Annotated in this window: 17 protein-coding genes; 6 read left to right on the top strand and 11 right to left on the bottom strand. The window is 68.9% G+C overall.

The window, feature by feature from the left end; all coding sequences use genetic code 11:
• Positions 1-179: 179 nt before the first annotated feature.
• Complete coding sequence (locus QE399_RS03635) at positions 180-1982, top strand: methyl-accepting chemotaxis protein (protein WP_309826185.1); 1803 nt, start codon at positions 180-182, stop codon at positions 1980-1982.
• A gap of 60 nt (positions 1983-2042) precedes the next feature.
• Positions 2043-2297: an acyl-CoA-binding protein gene (locus QE399_RS03630; RefSeq protein WP_309826183.1), complete on the top strand. Its 255-nt coding sequence runs from the start codon at positions 2043-2045 to the stop codon at positions 2295-2297.
• A gap of 59 nt (positions 2298-2356) precedes the next feature.
• Here the strand turns inward: QE399_RS03630 and QE399_RS03625 are convergent, their stop codons facing one another.
• Positions 2357-2683, bottom strand: a complete 327-nt coding sequence (locus QE399_RS03625; RefSeq protein ID WP_309826181.1) for a polyhydroxyalkanoic acid system family protein — start codon at positions 2681-2683, stop codon at positions 2357-2359.
• Positions 2684-2724: 41 nt separating this feature from the next.
• Complete coding sequence (locus QE399_RS03620; protein WP_405044065.1) at positions 2725-3831, bottom strand: aminopeptidase; 1107 nt, start codon at positions 3829-3831, stop codon at positions 2725-2727.
• A gap of 173 nt (positions 3832-4004) precedes the next feature.
• On the opposite strand from QE399_RS03620, the gene QE399_RS03615 reads away from it, so the two are divergent.
• A complete protein-coding gene (locus QE399_RS03615; RefSeq protein ID WP_309826179.1) occupies positions 4005-4715 on the top strand; it encodes a DNA-3-methyladenine glycosylase I in 711 nt (236 codons plus the stop codon).
• A gap of 168 nt (positions 4716-4883) precedes the next feature.
• The gene (locus QE399_RS03610; RefSeq protein WP_309826178.1) at positions 4884-5081 is read left to right on the top strand and encodes a hypothetical protein; all 198 of its coding nucleotides are present in this window, start codon (positions 4884-4886) and stop codon (positions 5079-5081) included.
• Between the two features lie 40 nt (positions 5082-5121).
• Here the strand turns inward: QE399_RS03610 and QE399_RS03605 are convergent, their stop codons facing one another.
• The 3 genes from QE399_RS03605 to QE399_RS03595 form a co-directional block, all read right to left on the bottom strand.
• Positions 5122-5676, bottom strand: a complete 555-nt coding sequence (locus QE399_RS03605; RefSeq protein ID WP_309826176.1) for a hypothetical protein — start codon at positions 5674-5676, stop codon at positions 5122-5124.
• 152 nt (positions 5677-5828) lie between these two features.
• The gene (locus QE399_RS03600) at positions 5829-5999 is read right to left on the bottom strand and encodes a hypothetical protein (protein ID WP_309826174.1); all 171 of its coding nucleotides are present in this window, start codon (positions 5997-5999) and stop codon (positions 5829-5831) included.
• 35 nt (positions 6000-6034) lie between these two features.
• Entirely contained in the window at positions 6035-6160 is a 126-nt protein-coding gene (locus QE399_RS03595; protein ID WP_309826172.1) for a hypothetical protein, read from the bottom strand.
• Positions 6161-6199: 39 nt separating this feature from the next.
• Here QE399_RS03595 and QE399_RS03590 point away from each other — a divergent pair, with 39 nt between their 5' ends.
• Both QE399_RS03590 and QE399_RS03585 read left to right on the top strand, forming a co-directional pair.
• Positions 6200-7510, top strand: coding sequence for a class I SAM-dependent methyltransferase (locus tag QE399_RS03590; protein WP_309826170.1), 1311 nt, complete (start codon positions 6200-6202; stop codon positions 7508-7510).
• A 24-nt stretch (positions 7511-7534) separates the two neighbouring features.
• Positions 7535-7864: a DUF1840 domain-containing protein gene (locus QE399_RS03585; protein WP_309826168.1), complete on the top strand. Its 330-nt coding sequence runs from the start codon at positions 7535-7537 to the stop codon at positions 7862-7864.
• 65 nt (positions 7865-7929) lie between these two features.
• Here the strand turns inward: QE399_RS03585 and QE399_RS03580 are convergent, their stop codons facing one another.
• The 6 genes from QE399_RS03580 to QE399_RS03555 form a co-directional block, all read right to left on the bottom strand.
• Complete coding sequence (locus tag QE399_RS03580) at positions 7930-8949, bottom strand: Bug family tripartite tricarboxylate transporter substrate binding protein (protein WP_309826167.1); 1020 nt, start codon at positions 8947-8949, stop codon at positions 7930-7932.
• 225 nt (positions 8950-9174) lie between these two features.
• Positions 9175-10164, bottom strand: coding sequence for a tripartite tricarboxylate transporter substrate-binding protein (locus tag QE399_RS03575; protein WP_309826166.1), 990 nt, complete (start codon positions 10162-10164; stop codon positions 9175-9177).
• A 195-nt stretch (positions 10165-10359) separates the two neighbouring features.
• A complete protein-coding gene (locus QE399_RS03570) occupies positions 10360-11613 on the bottom strand; it encodes a phenylacetate--CoA ligase family protein (RefSeq protein ID WP_309826165.1) in 1254 nt (417 codons plus the stop codon).
• Positions 11614-11861: 248 nt separating this feature from the next.
• Entirely contained in the window at positions 11862-12683 is an 822-nt protein-coding gene (locus QE399_RS03565; protein WP_309826164.1) for an ABC transporter ATP-binding protein, read from the bottom strand.
• Between the two features lie 153 nt (positions 12684-12836).
• The gene (locus tag QE399_RS03560; RefSeq protein ID WP_309826162.1) at positions 12837-14162 is read right to left on the bottom strand and encodes an ABC transporter substrate-binding protein; all 1326 of its coding nucleotides are present in this window, start codon (positions 14160-14162) and stop codon (positions 12837-12839) included.
• 99 nt (positions 14163-14261) lie between these two features.
• Positions 14262-15326 carry a branched-chain amino acid ABC transporter permease gene (locus QE399_RS03555; protein ID WP_309826159.1) on the bottom strand — a complete coding sequence of 355 codons (1065 nt, stop codon included), beginning with the start codon at positions 15324-15326 and terminating at the stop codon, positions 14262-14264.
• Positions 15327-15348: the final 22 nt, after the last annotated feature.

Raw genomic sequence — 15348 nt, 5'->3', positions numbered from 1 at the left:
TGTCTACCGCAGGGCTTCCGTGGCATGTTTTTCGCAGGTCGCACGCGGGACTGGCGTTTTTCTTCCAGCCACAGAACAATGCGTTACATGCGGTGGCCAGCCGCACAGGGTCTTGCGCGTGCCGCAGTCCAGCAGACCGCGGCACGCGTTCTCGAACAATTTCAATGGCAGGAGGGTTCATGCAGACTCGTACTCCCGGAGCTCGGACGCTCGCGCGCCGTCTCGTGCTGATCAACGGCGGCATCCTCACGCTGCTGGCCGCCATGACCGTGACCATCTGGGTCATGATGGGCCAGCTGAGGGACGACGCCGAGGTGGTGCGCGCCACCAACGTGCCGCAGTTGCAGCGCATTGCCGCGCTGGAGCTCAACGTGACCCGGGTATCGCTGCAGCTGCGGCATGCCATCCTGGCCCGCTCCCCGGCCGAGCTGGGCGAGACGCTGGCCGACATCGGCGAGAAGCGGCGCCTGCTGGAGTCCACGCTCAAGGGGCTGGGCGACGACATGATTTCCGAAGAGGGCCGCCGGGCCTTCGCCCCGCTGCCGGGCCTGATGCAGGCGTTCTGGGCCGTGGGCGAACAGAACCTGGCGCTCATCCAGGCCGGCCGCAAGGAGGAGGCCTTCGCCTTCCTCGTCGACCAGACCATCCCCGCGCGCAACCGGCTGCTGGCGCCGCTGGCCGCCGAGAAGGAGCGCCAGGGCGAGCGCCTGTCCTCGCGCATCAACGAGATCAAGGAGCTGGCGGCGACCGACCGCGCGCTGGCGCTGGGCGGCATGCTCATCGTCGCCGCGGGGCTGCTCGGGCTGGCCCTCTATCTGCGTTCGGTGGTGCGCGACCTGGGCGGTGACCCGTCCGACCTCAAGCGCGTCACGCTGGCGGTGGCCGGCGGTGACCTGGCCACCGAGATTCCGCTGCGGTCCGGCGATGAGCGCAGCATCATGGCAGGACTGGGGAGCATGAGCAGCCGCCTGGCGGCCGTGGTGCAGACGGTGCGCGACAGCGCACAGAGCGTGTCCGGCGCCAGCAGCGAGATCGACGCCGGCAACCACGACCTGTCCGCCCGCACCGAGCGGCAGGCCTCGGCCCTGCAGCAGACGGCTGCCTCCATGGAGCAGCTCGGCTCGACCGTGCGGCAGAACGCCGACAGCGCCCGCCGCGCCAACGAACTGGCACAGACGGCCTCGTCCGTCGCCGAGCGCGGCGGCGCCGAGGTGGCCGAGGTGGTGGAGACCATGCGCGGCATCCAGGACAGCAGCGGCCGCATCAGCGAGATCATTGGCGTGATCGACAGCATCGCCTTCCAGACCAACATCCTGGCGCTCAATGCCGCGGTGGAGGCGGCCCGGGCGGGCGAGCAGGGCCGCGGCTTCGCCGTGGTGGCGTCCGAGGTGCGCAGCCTGGCCAGCCGCAGCGCCGAGGCGGCCAAGGAGATCAAGGGGCTGATCACGGCCAGCGTGGGCCGCGTGGACCGCGGCAGCGCCCTGGTCGAGCAGGCCGGCAAGACCATGGCCGAGGTGGTGGGCTCCATCCGGCGCGCGACGGACCTCATGGGCGAGATCAGCGCGGCCAGCGCAGAGCAGAGCGCGGGCGTGGACCAGATCAGCGAGGCCATCACCCATGTGGACCAGGCCACGCAGCAGAACGCCGCCCTGGTCGAGGAGATGGCCGCCGCCGCCAGCAGCCTCAGCAGCCAGGCCCAGGCCCTGGTGCGGGCCACGGCCGTGTTCCGGCTGGCGGGGGATGGCGCAGCGGCGGCCTATGACGAGGTGCGCCCCGTCGCGGCCCCGGCGGCTGCCCGTCCGGTGCCCGTTCCGCCGGCCCCGCGGGTGCCGGCGCCGCCGTCTGCGCGGGTGGCCGGCCCTGCGCCGGCGGCAGCGGTGGCTTCGCGCTCTGCTGCCGCGGCCGGGCCGGCACTGCCGCCCCCTGCGGCCCCACGTGGTCCGGCGCGGTCCAGCAACGAGGCGGACTGGGAAACCTTCTAAAAAAGCACGGTCGTTCGAAAGGGCCGTAAGATGGGCGCTTCATTAGCAGGAGACCGTCCCATGTCCGATCTGAATGCCGCCTTCGAAGCGGCCGTTGCCAACTCCAAGAACCTCAGCGAACGCCCCGACAACCCCACGCTGCTGAAGATCTACGCCCTGTACAAGCAGGCCACGGCGGGTGACAACACCGAGAAGAAGCCCAGCTTTTCCGACGTGGTCGGCCGCGCGAAGTGGGATGCCTGGGAAAAGCTCAAGGGCACGGGGGCCGAGGCCGCACAGCAGCAGTACATCGACCTGATCGAATCGCTGCGCTGAGCGGAGCGCCCTCCGGGGCGCACCGATGCTGCGTCCGTCGCGCCCGGGCGCTGGCCCGGTCAGCCCGCGGGTTGCAGCAGCAGTTTGTCGAACTGCGCCTGCAGTTCCTGCTCGATGCGCTCCTTGAACGCCGAGAACAGAAAGCCCAGCTCCGCCTGCAGTTCGAAGCCGTCCGCCGCCACCTGCAGCGTGCCCTGCATGCCGGGGCGCTGGAAGTGCAGCGTGTCCGGCGCGGCCGCCTCGCCACCGTCGCCAGGTGCCGGCGCCTCGACGTAGGTGCATTCCATGTCGAATTTGTCGCGGGCCTTGTCGGCCCAGCGGCGGGCGGCCAGGCGGGCCTGCGGCAGGCCGAGCTGGTGCGGGCGGTGGATGTGGATGTCGGGCAAAGGCGATCTCCGGCTGGATGGCAAAAAGAAGATAAGCGCGCTCAGGCGGGGCTTGGAGCCAGGGCCTGCAGTGCGGCGTGGCGTGCAGCCTGCGGCAGGCGGCTGAGGGCGCGCACGGCCTCGTAGAAGCGGGGGAAGTCGCGGCCCTCGCGCTCGTACAGCGCGGTGAAGGCCGGCACCAGATCGTCGTAGGCGGCCTGGGCGCCGAAGCTGGCGTTGTTGGCCTCGTGCACCCAGCGGTCCAGCCCGGTCAGCTGCTGGGGCGTGGCCTGCGCGGCCAGCCACTGCGCGCGCAGGGCGGCGTAGCGGTCGCGGAATTGCTGCATTGCTTCAGATTTCATAGCTGCCAGCGATTGCTGTGATTGCGCTGGAGGCTGATTTGTTTCATAAATGGCGCGCAGCCGCTCCCGGGTGTCGCGCGTCAGGGCGCGGAAGGCGGCGCGGCGCGCCTCGCTGGCGGCGAAGTCGGCGCGCGCCTGCGGCGTGGATTTCTCGGCCAGCCAGCGCTCCACCCCCAGCCGCTCCACGGCGGTGGCGAAGGATTCGTTGAACAGCGTGTCGCCCTGGGCGTAGACCACCTGGTGGGCCAGCTCATGGAACAGCAGCCGCACGAACTCGCCCTCGGGCCAGGCGATGAAGGTGTTGAGCAGCGGATCGCCGCCCAGCCAGTTGGTGTAGCCCAGCGTGGAGTAGGCGGGCACGCCGTACACCGCCACCTCCAGCCCCTGCTGCTGCGCCAGCCGCGCGGCCTCGGCCTGGGCGTCCGCCTCGGCGAAGTAGCCGCGGTAGCCGATGCAGCCCGTGACGGGGAAGCACCAGGTGTGCAGGGTGAGCGAATAAGGCCCGGCCGCCACCACGTTGAATACCGCGGCCCGGCGGCCCAGGTCGGCATAGCGGCGGTAGCTGGCGTTGTCGGGCAGGGCCAGCTCTGCGCTGGCGAACCGGCGGGCTTCCTGGGCGAGCCGCAGGCGCTGGCGCAGCGGCTCGGCCGTGTCCGGCCGGCCGATCCAGTCGTCGATGGGCTGGGCGGCCTGCATCAGCTGCAGGTGCCCGCGCACGGACTGCCAGTAGTAGGCGGCCGAGTCGCGCGTGGCGGCACACCCGCCCAGCAGCATGCCGGTGACCACGGCGGCCATGGCAACCGCCATGGGGCGTGCGGGGCGGGAGAGGGCGGGCCAGGGGTGGCGGGGCGAAGCAGGTGGCGTCATGCAGTCAGAGCGTGGGCGGGGACGGCGCAGGCGCACCCCAGACGTCCAAGGATAGCGAACCCGTGTGCCGCGCCGACCGCCAAAGTCCGCGACGGGAGGGCAGAATCCGGTCCATGCCCCCTCTGTCTGTGCCTGTGGACACCCTCGCCGCGGATGCGTCCGCCCTGTCGCCCGTGGACCCTGCCACCGGCCTCTTCACCGATGCCGCAGGCTGCCCGCGCTGCGGCTGGTGCCGGGCCACGCCGCTGTACCGCCACTACCACGACCATGAATGGGGCTTTCCCGTCGCGGACGACCGGCGGCTGTTCGAGAAGCTGTGCCTCGAAGGCTTCCAGGCGGGCCTGAGCTGGATCACCATCCTGAACAAGCGGGAGGCCTTCCGCGCGGGCTTCGCCCAGTTCGATGCCGAGCAGGTGGCGCGCTTCGGCCCGGCGGACGTGGAGCGCCTGCTGGCCGACGCCGGCATCGTGCGCCACCGCGGCAAGATCGAATCGACCATCAACAATGCCCGGCGCGTGCTGGAACTGCGCCAGGAGCACGGCACGCTGGCGCGCTACGTGTGGGGCTTTGCGCCGGCCGCCGCCGCGGGACGGCCCGAGCGCTTGACCGCGGACGCCGCGCGGGCGATGACCACGTCGGCCGCATCGGTGGCCCTCTCCAAGGACCTGAAGAAGCGCGGCTGGAGCTTCGTCGGCCCCACCACCATGTACGCCTTCATGCAGGCCATGGGGCTGGTGAACGACCATTTCGAAGGCTGCGCCACGCGCGCCCGGGCGCAGCAGGCGCGCGACGCATTCGAATTGCCGACGCCTCGGCTCGGCTGATTTCCCATGCGCCACCTCTGTCCCCATTGCAGGCAGCCCAGCCTGACGGGGCGGAGCGTGCGCTGGTCGAGCCGCGGGGCTCCCTGCACCTGCCCGCGGTGCGGTCGGCTGAGCCACGCGCTGGCCAGCACGTCCAGCGGCATCGCGTGCCTGACGATGTTTGGCCTGGTGCTGGCCATCACCGCTGGAGCCGTGTGGTCTTCGGTGCTTCTGGCGGTGGTCCTGATTCTGCTGGTGGCATGCGCCACCATGCTGATGTGGCGGCGCGTGGAGCTGTGGCCTATCACCCCCGAGGCGGCCCGGCGAAGCAAGCACGCATCGTTTTGGGGGTGGATCGCCTGGGTGCTGCTGGCCTTCCTGCAATGAGCGGCGCGTTGGCGTGCGTCACCTAGCGGCCGCGTCGCGCCTACAGCACCCCGTCGGAGCGGATCACGATGTGGCCGAATGCCAGGTGCTGCATGCTCTCGCGCAGGATGAGCAGCGTGACGGCAAAGGCCGGGTCCAGGCTCCAATCGTCCTCGGCGGGCGGCCGGCCCTCGGCGACGGCGGCCACGTGGCCGAAGGTGCGCTCCACATCGTCGAGCGTGAGCTGCATCTCGGGCTGGGCCTCCAGCCCGGCGGCAATGGCGATCTGGCGGATGCCGGCATCTGCCGTGTACAGCGTGGAGCCGGCGGCGAGCATGTCGCGGGCGGGCATGACGGCGTCTTCTACCAGCGCGATCGCGCCTTCCAGTTCGGCGCCCGTGGGCGGGCTGTGGCTGAAGCAGGTCGCGGCGGTCACGCGGGAGCCGATGTTCAGCGACCGCAGCGCCGGCTCGGCGGTGCCGTCCCCGCTGGCCAGCGTGGTGTGCGAGCCGCCGATGCGCAGCGTGGTCACGGCCTGGCCGGCGAGGGGGCCGGCCTGCAGCGTGGCATACAGCGCGGCGGCATCGTCGGAAGGCGGTGGGGCGGTGGGGGGCATGCGCTGCTCCTGGCGAAGGGGAGCCCATTGTGCACCGCCGCAGCGCGACCCCTGGAAGATCGTAAACACGCTCTTGCACCGCGCAAAGAAAAAGCCCGCCGGGTGGCGGGCTTTCCTGCGGATTGCGGCCTGCGCGGACGCAGGCACAGGGATCAGCCGCCCTTCTTGGAGCGCTTGCCCGGGTTCTTCTTGCTGCGCGTGGCCACGCCACGCTCCAGGCTCACGCGCTGGCCACGGCCGGGCGTGGGCAGGCTCATGCCGGGCAGCGGCTTGGGGGCGGGGGTGCGCTTGCGGTCGGCTTCGGTAACGATCTTGTTGCCCATTCGAGGCTCCTGCTGAGAAAGATGAAAACACGCTATTAGGCCATAGGTGGCGCCGCCGCCGGAAACCCGCCCTGCGGCGCCGGCGCCCATGCCAGGGCGTTCTTGTCGGAGGCCGGCAGGGACAGCGGCTGGTGCAGCACGGGGCGCATGTCAGACAACATCCATTGACGCTGGCCGGGCAAGCTCCAAGAATGCCCTCCATGAAGCATCTGCAGCACGCCCTGGAGGCCCGGCTCGCCGCTCTGCCGGTGGGCCTGGCGCTGGAGCTGCCGAGCGGTGAGCGGCTGGGGTCGCCCGACGCGCCCGTCGTGCTGCGCTTTCGCGACCGGGTGGCCCTGTCCGCCCTGGTGCTGGGCGATGTGGGCGATGTGGGGGCGGCCATCGTCGAAGGCCGGGTGGCACTGGAGGGCCGCATGCGCGACCTGATGGCCGATGCCGCCAGCTTGCTGCGGGGCGATCCGGCGCGCGCGCACGCGGACTGGTGGTCCCGGGTCATCGCCTGGGTGCGCTCGCGGGCCGCGCACACGCCGGACCGCGACGCGCGGCAGATCCAGTTCCACTACGACCTCTCCGACGACTTCTACGCTTTGTGGCTCGACCCCCGGCGCGTGTACTCGTGCGCTTATTACCGCGCTGCCGACCTGTCGCTGGCCCAGGCGCAAGAGGCCAAGCTCGACCTGATCTGCCGCAAGCTGCGGCTGCGGCCGGGCGAGCGTTTCCTGGACATCGGCGCCGGCTGGGGCGGCCTGTTGCTGTGGGCCGCCGAGCACTACGGCGTGGATGGCACGGGCATCACGCTGTCGCGCAACCAGCATGCGCACGTACAGCGGCTCATCGACGAGCGCGGCCTGCAAGGCCGCGTGCGCGTGGAACTGCGTGACTACCGGCAGCTGCAAGCGACGGCCCACTACGACAAGATCGCTTCCGTCGGCATGTTCGAACACGTGGGCCGCGCCCGCATGCCGGAGTACTTCACCCATGTGCGCGGGCTGCTGCGGCCGGGCGGGCTGCTGCTCAACCACGGCATCACCGCGGGCGGCGTCGACAACGCCCAGCTGGGCGCCGGCATGGGCGATTTCGTCGAGAAGTACATCTTTCCCGGCGGCGAGCTGCTGCATGTGAGCACGGTGCTGCACGACATGGCGGCCGCGGGCCTGGAAATGGTGGACACCGAGAACCTGCGCCCGCATTACGCGCGCACGCTGTGGGCCTGGTCCGATGCGCTGGAGGGGCAGCTCGACGCCGCCCGGCAGATCCTCACGGCGCAGGCCGGGCCGGAGCAGGGCGAGCGCGTGCTGCGCGCCTACCGCCTCTACCTGGCGGGCAGCGCCATGGGCTTCGAGCGCGGCTGGATGGCGCTGCACCAGATGCTGGCGGCACGGCCCGACGGGGATATCGAGCACGGCGCCCTGCGCGGTGCGCAATCGGACTATCCTTTCCACCGCGAATACATCTACGGCGGGGCTGCCGGCCCCGCAGCGAACGCTTTCCCTGCTTTTCCCTTGTCCTGAACCGATCCACCAGAAAAGAACCGGATGCTCTACAAATTCAAATCCCGCGCCACCGCCGACGTCATCATGCTGGAGCCTAATGGCCGGCAACTGCTGCAGATCATCGGCAAATCGCCCGACCCGCACGGCATCGTGACGGCGGCGCAGATTCCTTCGGCCATCGCGGCCTTGGAGGCCGCCGTCGCCTCCGAGGAGGCCCAACGGTCGCAGCGCACCGCCGAGGCCTCCGCCCCGGAGGCGAAGGACGACGAGCCGCAGGAGCGTAGCGAAAGCATCAGCCTGCGCCAGCGCGCCACGCCGCTGATCGACATCCTGCGCCGCAGCGCCGCCGAGGGCTACGACGTCACCTGGTGAGCGCCGCGTCCGCCGGGCGCCGGCTGCCTCGCAGCCTGCGCCTTGCGCGGCGCGCGGGCTGGCGGTCAGTCCACCTTGGCGCCGGAGGCCTTGACCACCTGCGCCCACTTGCGGTGTTCGGCGTCGATGTGGCGCTCGAAGTCCTGCGGACTCTTGCCGCCGGGAATGGCGCCCTGGGCCAGCAGCCGTTCCTTGACGGCGGGCGTGGCCAGCGCCTTGGCGGTCTCCTGCTGGATGCGGTTGACGATGTCGGCCGGCGTGCCCGCCGGCGCCAGGAGGCCGAACCAGGAGCTGGCCTCGAAGCCCTTGAGCGCCGGCCCGCCGGCCTCTTCCACCGTGGGCACGTCGGGCAGGGCGGCCGAGCGCTGCGCGCTGGTCACGGCCAGGGCGACCAGCTTGCCGGCCTTGATCTGCGCCATGGACGACGGCAGGTTGTCGAACATCACATCCATGTTGCCGCCCACCATGTCCAGCAGGGCGGGGCCCGAGCCGCGGTAGGGCATGTGCAGCATGTAGGTGCCGGTCATGCTCTTGAACAGTTCGCCCGCCAGATGGATGGACGTGCCGTTGCCGCTGGAGGCCATGTTGAGCTTGCCCGGGTTCGCCTTGGCATAGCGGATGAAGTCCTGCACGTTGGCGATGCCCAGCGCCTTGGCCTTCTCGGCATTCATCTCCATCACGTTGGGCACGGCGGCGACCAGGGTGATGGGCACGAAGTCCTTGATCGGGTCGTAGGGCAGCTTGCTGTAGAGCGCGCGGTTGATGCCGTGCGTGCCCACCGTGCCCATCAGCAGCGTGTAGCCGTCGGCCGGTGATTTGGCGACCACCTCGGCGCCGATGTTGCCGCCGGCGCCGCCGCGGTTGTCCACGATGAACTGCTGGCCGAAGGCCTTGGAAAGCTCGGGTGCGACGGCACGGGCCAGGATGTCGGTCGTGCCACCCGGTGCGAACGGCACGACGATGCGCACGGGTTTGGTGGGCCAGCCGGGCGCCTGGCTCCAAGCCGTGCCGGTCCACAGGGTGAGGGAGGCGAGGGCGCTCAGCGCCAGCAGCCTGCGGCGCGGAGCCACTGCGAAAGACAACATGCGGAGGGTTCCTGTGAAGTGAGGCTGCGTCCCGTTGTACAGGTGAAGCCTCGCTCCGGCCGCTGGTGAAAACCCCCTGTCTCGATGTGCGGTGGGAGCCATCGCACATGGCTTGCTCTGCGGCCACGGTGCTGCTGCATCGCCCACGAAAAAGCCGCCTGGCACGGGTGCGCAGGCGGCTGCAGAGAGGGGCTGGCTTGCCGCCCCTGTATGCCGGAAGAAGGATCAGTCGGCGTAGGTGCCGGCGGCCTTGATGACCGTGCCCCACTTCTCGATCTCGGCCTGCACGAACTTCTTGTGTTCGGCGGGCTCGATGCGCTTGTCGCTGGCGACCACGGCGCCCAGGCCTTCCTGCTTCTTGATGAACTCGGGGTCCTTCAGCGCAGCCTTCATGGCCTCGTTCAGCTTGGCCAGAATGGGCGCGGGCGTGCCCTTGGGCGCATACAGGCCGTGCCAGATGGTCACTTCGAAGTTCGGCACGCCGGCTTCGGCCAGCGTGGGCAGGTCCTTCAGCGAAGGCGTGGTCAGGCGCTTGGACGTCGTGACGGCATAGGCCTTGACCTTCTTGCCTTCGATCTGCGAGGTGGTGTTGGTCGTCTGGTCGCACAGCAGATCGATCTGGCCGCCGATCAGGTCGGTGATGGCCGGTGCCGTGCCCTTGTAGGCGATGGTGGTCATTTCCGTCTTGATGGCGTTCTGGAACATCAGGCCGCACAGGTGCGACGCAGCGCCCAGGCCGGCGTTGCCCAGGTTGACCTTGCCCTTGTTCTGAGCGATCCAGGCGGCCAGTTCCTTGTAGTTGTTGGCCGGCATGTTGGGGCGTGCGATGAGCGTCATCGGCACGTCGTTGATGATGCCCAGGTACTCGAAGTCGTTGGCCACGTTGAACGACAGCTTGCGGTACAGCGAAGGCATCGTCGACATGGCGATGTGGTTCAGCAGCAGCGTGTAGCCGTCCGGTGCGGCGCGGGCCACCTTGGCCGTGCCGATGGAGCTGCCGGCGCCCACGGCGTTGTCGATCACCACGCTCGTGCCGCCCAGGGGCTTGCGCATGGCTTCTGCCAGGTCGCGGGCCACGCGGTCGGTCGGGCCGCCGGCGGCGAAGGGCACCACGATGGTGACCGAACGGTTGGCAGCGGGAAAGTCCTGTGCCGCGGCACCGAAAGACACGGCGGCTGCCGCTGCGACGCAGGCCAGTTTGAACGAGGTTTTCATGATGCTCCTTTTTATAGACGCGCCATGATATCGGCGCGTTTTGTGCAGAGCATCAAGGTAATCACTAGCCTTCAGGGGATCTGTGTTCGAAGGTTTTTTGACCTGGAGCGCTTGCTGTTGCTTGTTGTGGCGCTATGAAAATTGCGTTGTAAGCCGCCAGCAATATTGATTGGCTAGGCGTTGGCGGGCAGGTCTTCAGCGGTAGCTGCGGGCGTCTTCGATGACCTTGCCATCGTTGGGCAGCGTGCCGGGCGCCACCATCTGCACTTCGCCGCGCAGCTTGGTCACGTCGCGGATGGCCTCTTCCATCTGGCGGGCCAGGCCGCCGTCCGTCTCGGTGGTTTCCACCCGCAGCACCATCTGGTCGTTGGCCATCTCGCCGCTCACCACCAGCCGCGCGCGCTGCACCTGCGGAAAGCGCTTGGTGACCGCGGCGATCTGGCCCGGGTGCACGAACATGCCGCGCACCTTGGTCGTCTGGTCGGCCCGGCCCATCCAGCCCTTGATGCGCGTGTTGGTGCGGCCGGTGGGGCAGGCGCCGGGCAGCACGGCCGACAGATCGCCGGTGCCGAAGCGCACCAGCGGGTAGTCGGGGTTGAGGGTGGTCACCACCAGTTCGCCCACCTCGCCCTCCGGGACCGGGTCGCCGGTGCCGGGGCGCACGATTTCGACGATCACGCCCTCGTCCACCACCAGCCCCTCGCGGGCGCTGGTCTCGTACGCGATCAGACCCAGGTCGGCCGTGGCATAGCACTGGTAGCCCTGCACGCCGCGTGCAGCGAACCAGTCGCGCAGCGAGGGCGGGAAGGCCTCGCCGGACACCAGCGCCTTGCCCACGCTGGGCAGCGCAACGCCGAGCGACTCGGCCTTTTCCAGGATGAGCTTCAGAAAGCTCGGCGTGCCGATGTAGCCGGCAGGCCGCAATTCGTCCATGGCCTGCACCTGCTGCTCGGTCTGGCCTGTGCCGCCCGCGAACACCGTGCAACCCAGGGCCTGCGCGCCGGTTTCCATCATGGAGCCGGCCGGCACGAAGTGGTAGCTGAAGCTGTTGTGCACCAGCTCGCCCGCGCGGAAGCCCGCCGCGTGGATGGCCCGCGCCATGCGCCAGTAGTCGCGCCGCGTCCCTTCCGGCTCGTAGATGGGGCCCGGGCTGGCGAACACGCGCGGCATGCCGGCGCCGAAAGCCACCGCGCTGAAGCCGCCGAACACATTGCCGCCCGCTGCGCGCTGTGCCTGCTGGCGCTCCAGCAGTTCGTGCTTGCGCGTGACCGGCAGCCGCGCCAGCGCGGCCCGGCTGGTGACCTGCGCCGAATCCACCCCGGCCAGGATCCCGGCGAACGCCTCCGACCGCTGCTGCGCATGCGCGATCTGCCCCGGCAGCGCGGCCAGCAACGCGGCCTCGCGCTCCTGCGGGCTGCGGGTTTCCAGGTCGTCATAGAACGTGCTCATGCCTGGGGCTCCAATGCGTTTTGAATGAAATCGGCCTCTAGCGCTTATCCATCAAGCGCAAGTAGCTATGAAATAAGGAGTATTTGCTTGTGGCGACTATGGGAAGCAGCTTCCACCGCAGCGCGGCCCAGGCCAGCAGACGCCGCGCAAGGGCCGCCCCGCCGCGCTGGCGTCGTCCCCCTTCCCGACTCGCACAGCGAGACGAGAGAAGGGGGAAGCGGCGCAGCCGCTCAGGGGGTTGTTCATCCCTACGCCAGCCACCGCTTGCGCCGCTTGTAGCTCTTCACGTCCTTGAAGCTGCGCCGCTCGCCGCCGCCCATGCCCAGGTAGAACTCCTTGACGTCCTCGTTGGTCGCCAGGGCGGCGGCGGCGCCGTCCATCACCACGCGGCCGTTCTCCAGGATGTAGCCGTAGTCGGCATTGCGCAGTGCCATCGACGTGTTCTGCTCGGCCAGCAGAAAAGTCACGCGCTCCTTGGCGTTGAGGTCCTTCACGATGGCGAAGACCTCGTCCACGATCTGCGGTGCCAGGCCCATGGAGGGTTCGTCCAGCAGCACCATCTTGGGGTTGGCCATCAGCGCGCGGCCGATGGCGCACATCTGCTGCTCGCCGCCCGAGGTGTACGCCGCCTGGCTGGTGCGCCGCGTCTTCAGGCGCGGGAAGTAGGCATAGACCTTCTCCAGGTTGGCGGCGACCTCCCCCCGGTCGCGCCGGGTGTAGGCGCCCGTGAGCAGGTTCTCTTCGATGGTCAGGTGGGCAAAACAGTGGCGGCCTTCCATGACCTGCACCACGCCCCGGTCCACCAGGCCGGCGGGGGAGAGCTGCTCGATGCGCTCGCCGCGCAGCGTGATGCTGCCCTTGGTGACCTCGCCCCGTTCGCCCGCCAGCAGGTTGGAGATGGCGCGCAGCGTGGTCGTCTTGCCTGCGCCATTGCCGCCCAGCAGCGCGACGATGGAACCTTCGGGCACCGTCAGCGACACGCCCTTGAGCACCAGGATCACATGGTTGTAGATGACCTCGATGCCGTTGACGACGAGCAGCGGTGCGGCCGATTCAGTCGTGGTTGTCATTCCATTCCTCTTTTAGATTCAAACGTAGCCACCACGCCAGCCACTGGCGCGGCCTGTGACATGGGGGCGAGGGACACCGAGGAAGGGCGGCCCCGCACCGAGGGTGTCGTCCCCCTCCCGCGCAGCGAGAGAGGGGGAAGGCGCGTCAGCGACTCAGGGGGTGCACGTCCGTGGTTTTACGTTCTTGTCCTTGGCGTACTTGGCCGCGTACTCCTTGACCAGCGGATCGATGTGCGTCTTGTCGGCCTGGTACCAGTCGGACTTGATGTCCCACTTGCCGCCGTCCCACTGCACGATGCGCGCCCAGTCGCTGCCCATGTGGTTGGCGCAGGACGTCTTCACGGGCCGCATGATCTCGCCGAAGCCCAGGGCCTTGAGCTTGTCGGCCGTGAGGTCCAGGTTCTCGAAGCCCCAGCGCACCTGCTCGGGCGTGAGCACCTTGCCCTTGCCGTACTTCTCCTGCGCGGCGCGGATGGCCTCCACCTGCAGCATGGAAATCATCATGCCGCGCGTGTGCGCCAGCGTGGCGATGCCGGTGGCGGCGCCCGTGCCCTGGCCCTTGTCGTAGACGAACTTCTTCAGGTCGTCGTGCACCTTGTCCTTGGCCGCGCTGTTGTGCACGGTGACGGCGTTGTAGCCCTTGGCGCCCGCGCCGATGTCCTTCACGTCATGGTCGGAGCCGGCCCACCAGATGGCGTAGATCTTCTCGCGCGGGTAGCCGCTGGCCTGCGCCTCGCGGATGCCGGCGGGCGTCATCACGCCGGCCGACCAGAACAGCACGTAGTCGGGCTTTTGCTGGCGGATCTGCAGCCAGGTCGACTTCTGCTCCACGCCGGGGGGCGTGACGGGGAAGGTGCTGAGCGTGAAGCCGTCGGCCTCGGCGCGCTTTTGCAGCAGCGGAATGGGCTCCTTGCCGTAGGGGCTGTCGTGGTAGACCAGCGCGATCTTCTTGCCCTTGAGGCTGCCCTTTTCCTTCTTGGCGATGTCCTGCAGCATCACGTCGGCGGCCGTCCAGTAGGTGCCCAGCAGCGGGAAGTTCCACTCGAACACCGTGCCGTCCACCGACTGCGACAGGCCGTAGCCCATGGTCTCCACGGGGATCTTGTCCACGAAGGCCTTGTCGGTCACGGCGAAGGTGATGCCGGTGGACTGCGTATCGAAGCCCGATGCGCCGCTGCCCTTGCCCTTCAGGCGTTCATAGCATTCCACGCCCTTGGCGGCGTCGTACGCCGTCTCGCACTCTTCGAAGGCGATCTTCACGCCGTTCACGCCGCCGTCGCGGGCGTTCACCAGCTTCAGGTAGTCCTGCTTGCCGTCGGCCCATGGAATGCCCAGCGGCGCGAACTGCCCGGTGCGGTAGACCATCAGCGGCACGAACTGCTCGGCGGCGGCCTGGGCCTGTGCCGCCAGCGGCACGAAGGCTGCCAGGGCGGTGACACCGGCCGCAGTGGCCAGCGCGATTCTTTGCTTGAGTTGCATGGCTTTGTCTCCTAAGGATGATGGCACCTGGGGTGCGCTTGTGGTGAATGAAGAACGGGACACGGACGCTGGGAGCAGTGAGTGCATTGGCCGCGGGGATCAATGCGGGAAAGGCCACAGCCGCAGCTTCTGCCGGGCGGTGGACCACAGCCGCGCCAGGCCGTGGGGTTCGACGATGAGGAAGAAGACGATGAGCGCGCCGAAGATCATGTGTTCCACATGGGTGGCCGTCGCGGTCGAAATGGGCAGGCCGAGCCAGTGCGGCACGTAGTTCAGCAGCAGCGGCAGCAGCACGATGAAGGCCGCGCCGAAGAACGTGCCCGAGATGGAGCCCAGCCCGCCGATGATGATCATGAAGAGCAGCTGGAACGAGCGCTCGATCCCGAAGGCCGCCGGCTCCCACGAGCCCAGGTGCACGAAGCCCCACAGCCCGCCCGCCACGCCCACGATGAAGCTGCTGACCGCGAAGGCCGAGAGCTTGGCGTACACAGGGCGGATGCCGATGACGGCTGCGGCCACGTCCATGTCCCGCATGGCCATCCACTCGCGGCCGATGGCGCTGCGCACCAGGTTCTTGGCCAGCAGCGCGAACACCACCACGAAGCCCAGGCACAGCAGGTATTTCTGCACGGGCGTCTGGATGGCGTAGCCCAGGATGTCCAGGCCACCCACGCTGACCGAGCCCGAGGACGAGTCATTCGTTACCCACTTCACGCGGTTGGTGAACCAGTCGGTGAAGAACTGCGCGGCCAGTGTGGCCACGGCCAGGTACAGTCCGCGGATGCGCAGGCTGGGAATGCCGAACAGCACGCCGAACACCGTGGACACCAGGCCGCCGCCCAGCAGCGCCAGCAGCAGCGGCATGCCGTCGATGCGCGCCTGCAGGTTGTAGGCCGCATACGCACCCACGGCCATGAAGGCGCCCGTGCCCAGCGAGATTTGGCCGCAGTAGCCCACCAGGATGTTCAGCCCGATGGCCGCGAGCGACAGGATCAGAAAGGGTATGGCGATGGCGCGAAAGAAGTAGTCGCTGCCCATCAGCGGCACCAGCACGAAGGCCAGTGCCAGCAGGCCCAGGATGGCCCACCGGTCCTGCGCGACGGGGAACAGCCCCATGTCGGCGCGGTAGTTGCTTTTGAACTGGCCGTTCTCGCGGTAGAACATATTCGTTTGCTCCTATGTCACC

The organism is Paracidovorax wautersii (assembly GCF_031453675.1).
Classification (GTDB): domain Bacteria; phylum Pseudomonadota; class Gammaproteobacteria; order Burkholderiales; family Burkholderiaceae_C; genus Paracidovorax.
The sequence above is the reverse complement of the archived record's forward strand: the minus strand, read 5'-3'. Positions and strand labels throughout refer to the sequence as shown.

Bases quoted from the DNA above. Each gene is read 5' to 3' on its own strand.
- QE399_RS03565 (WP_309826164.1), bottom strand. From the start codon at position 12,683: ATGACAACCACGACTGAATCGGCCGCACCGCTGCTCGTCGTCAACGGC.
- QE399_RS03595 (WP_309826172.1), bottom strand. From the start codon at position 6,160: ATGTTGTCTGACATGCGCCCCGTGCTGCACCAGCCGCTGTCCCTGCCG.
- QE399_RS03555 (WP_309826159.1), bottom strand. From the start codon at position 15,326: ATGTTCTACCGCGAGAACGGCCAGTTCAAAAGCAACTACCGCGCCGAC.
- QE399_RS03615 (WP_309826179.1), top strand. From the start codon at position 4,005: ATGCCCCCTCTGTCTGTGCCTGTGGACACCCTCGCCGCGGATGCGTCC.
- QE399_RS03635 (WP_309826185.1), top strand. From the start codon at position 180: ATGCAGACTCGTACTCCCGGAGCTCGGACGCTCGCGCGCCGTCTCGTG.
- QE399_RS03580 (WP_309826167.1), bottom strand. From the start codon at position 8,949: ATGTTGTCTTTCGCAGTGGCTCCGCGCCGCAGGCTGCTGGCGCTGAGC.
- QE399_RS03570 (WP_309826165.1), bottom strand. From the start codon at position 11,613: ATGAGCACGTTCTATGACGACCTGGAAACCCGCAGCCCGCAGGAGCGC.
- QE399_RS03560 (WP_309826162.1), bottom strand. From the start codon at position 14,162: ATGCAACTCAAGCAAAGAATCGCGCTGGCCACTGCGGCCGGTGTCACC.
- QE399_RS03590 (WP_309826170.1), top strand. From the start codon at position 6,200: ATGAAGCATCTGCAGCACGCCCTGGAGGCCCGGCTCGCCGCTCTGCCG.
- QE399_RS03600 (WP_309826174.1), bottom strand. From the start codon at position 5,999: ATGGGCAACAAGATCGTTACCGAAGCCGACCGCAAGCGCACCCCCGCC.
- QE399_RS03575 (WP_309826166.1), bottom strand. From the start codon at position 10,164: ATGAAAACCTCGTTCAAACTGGCCTGCGTCGCAGCGGCAGCCGCCGTG.
- QE399_RS03630 (WP_309826183.1), top strand. From the start codon at position 2,043: ATGTCCGATCTGAATGCCGCCTTCGAAGCGGCCGTTGCCAACTCCAAG.
- QE399_RS03620 (WP_405044065.1), bottom strand. From the start codon at position 3,831: ATGGCGGTTGCCATGGCCGCCGTGGTCACCGGCATGCTGCTGGGCGGG.
- QE399_RS03605 (WP_309826176.1), bottom strand. From the start codon at position 5,676: ATGCCCCCCACCGCCCCACCGCCTTCCGACGATGCCGCCGCGCTGTAT.
- QE399_RS03585 (WP_309826168.1), top strand. From the start codon at position 7,535: ATGCTCTACAAATTCAAATCCCGCGCCACCGCCGACGTCATCATGCTG.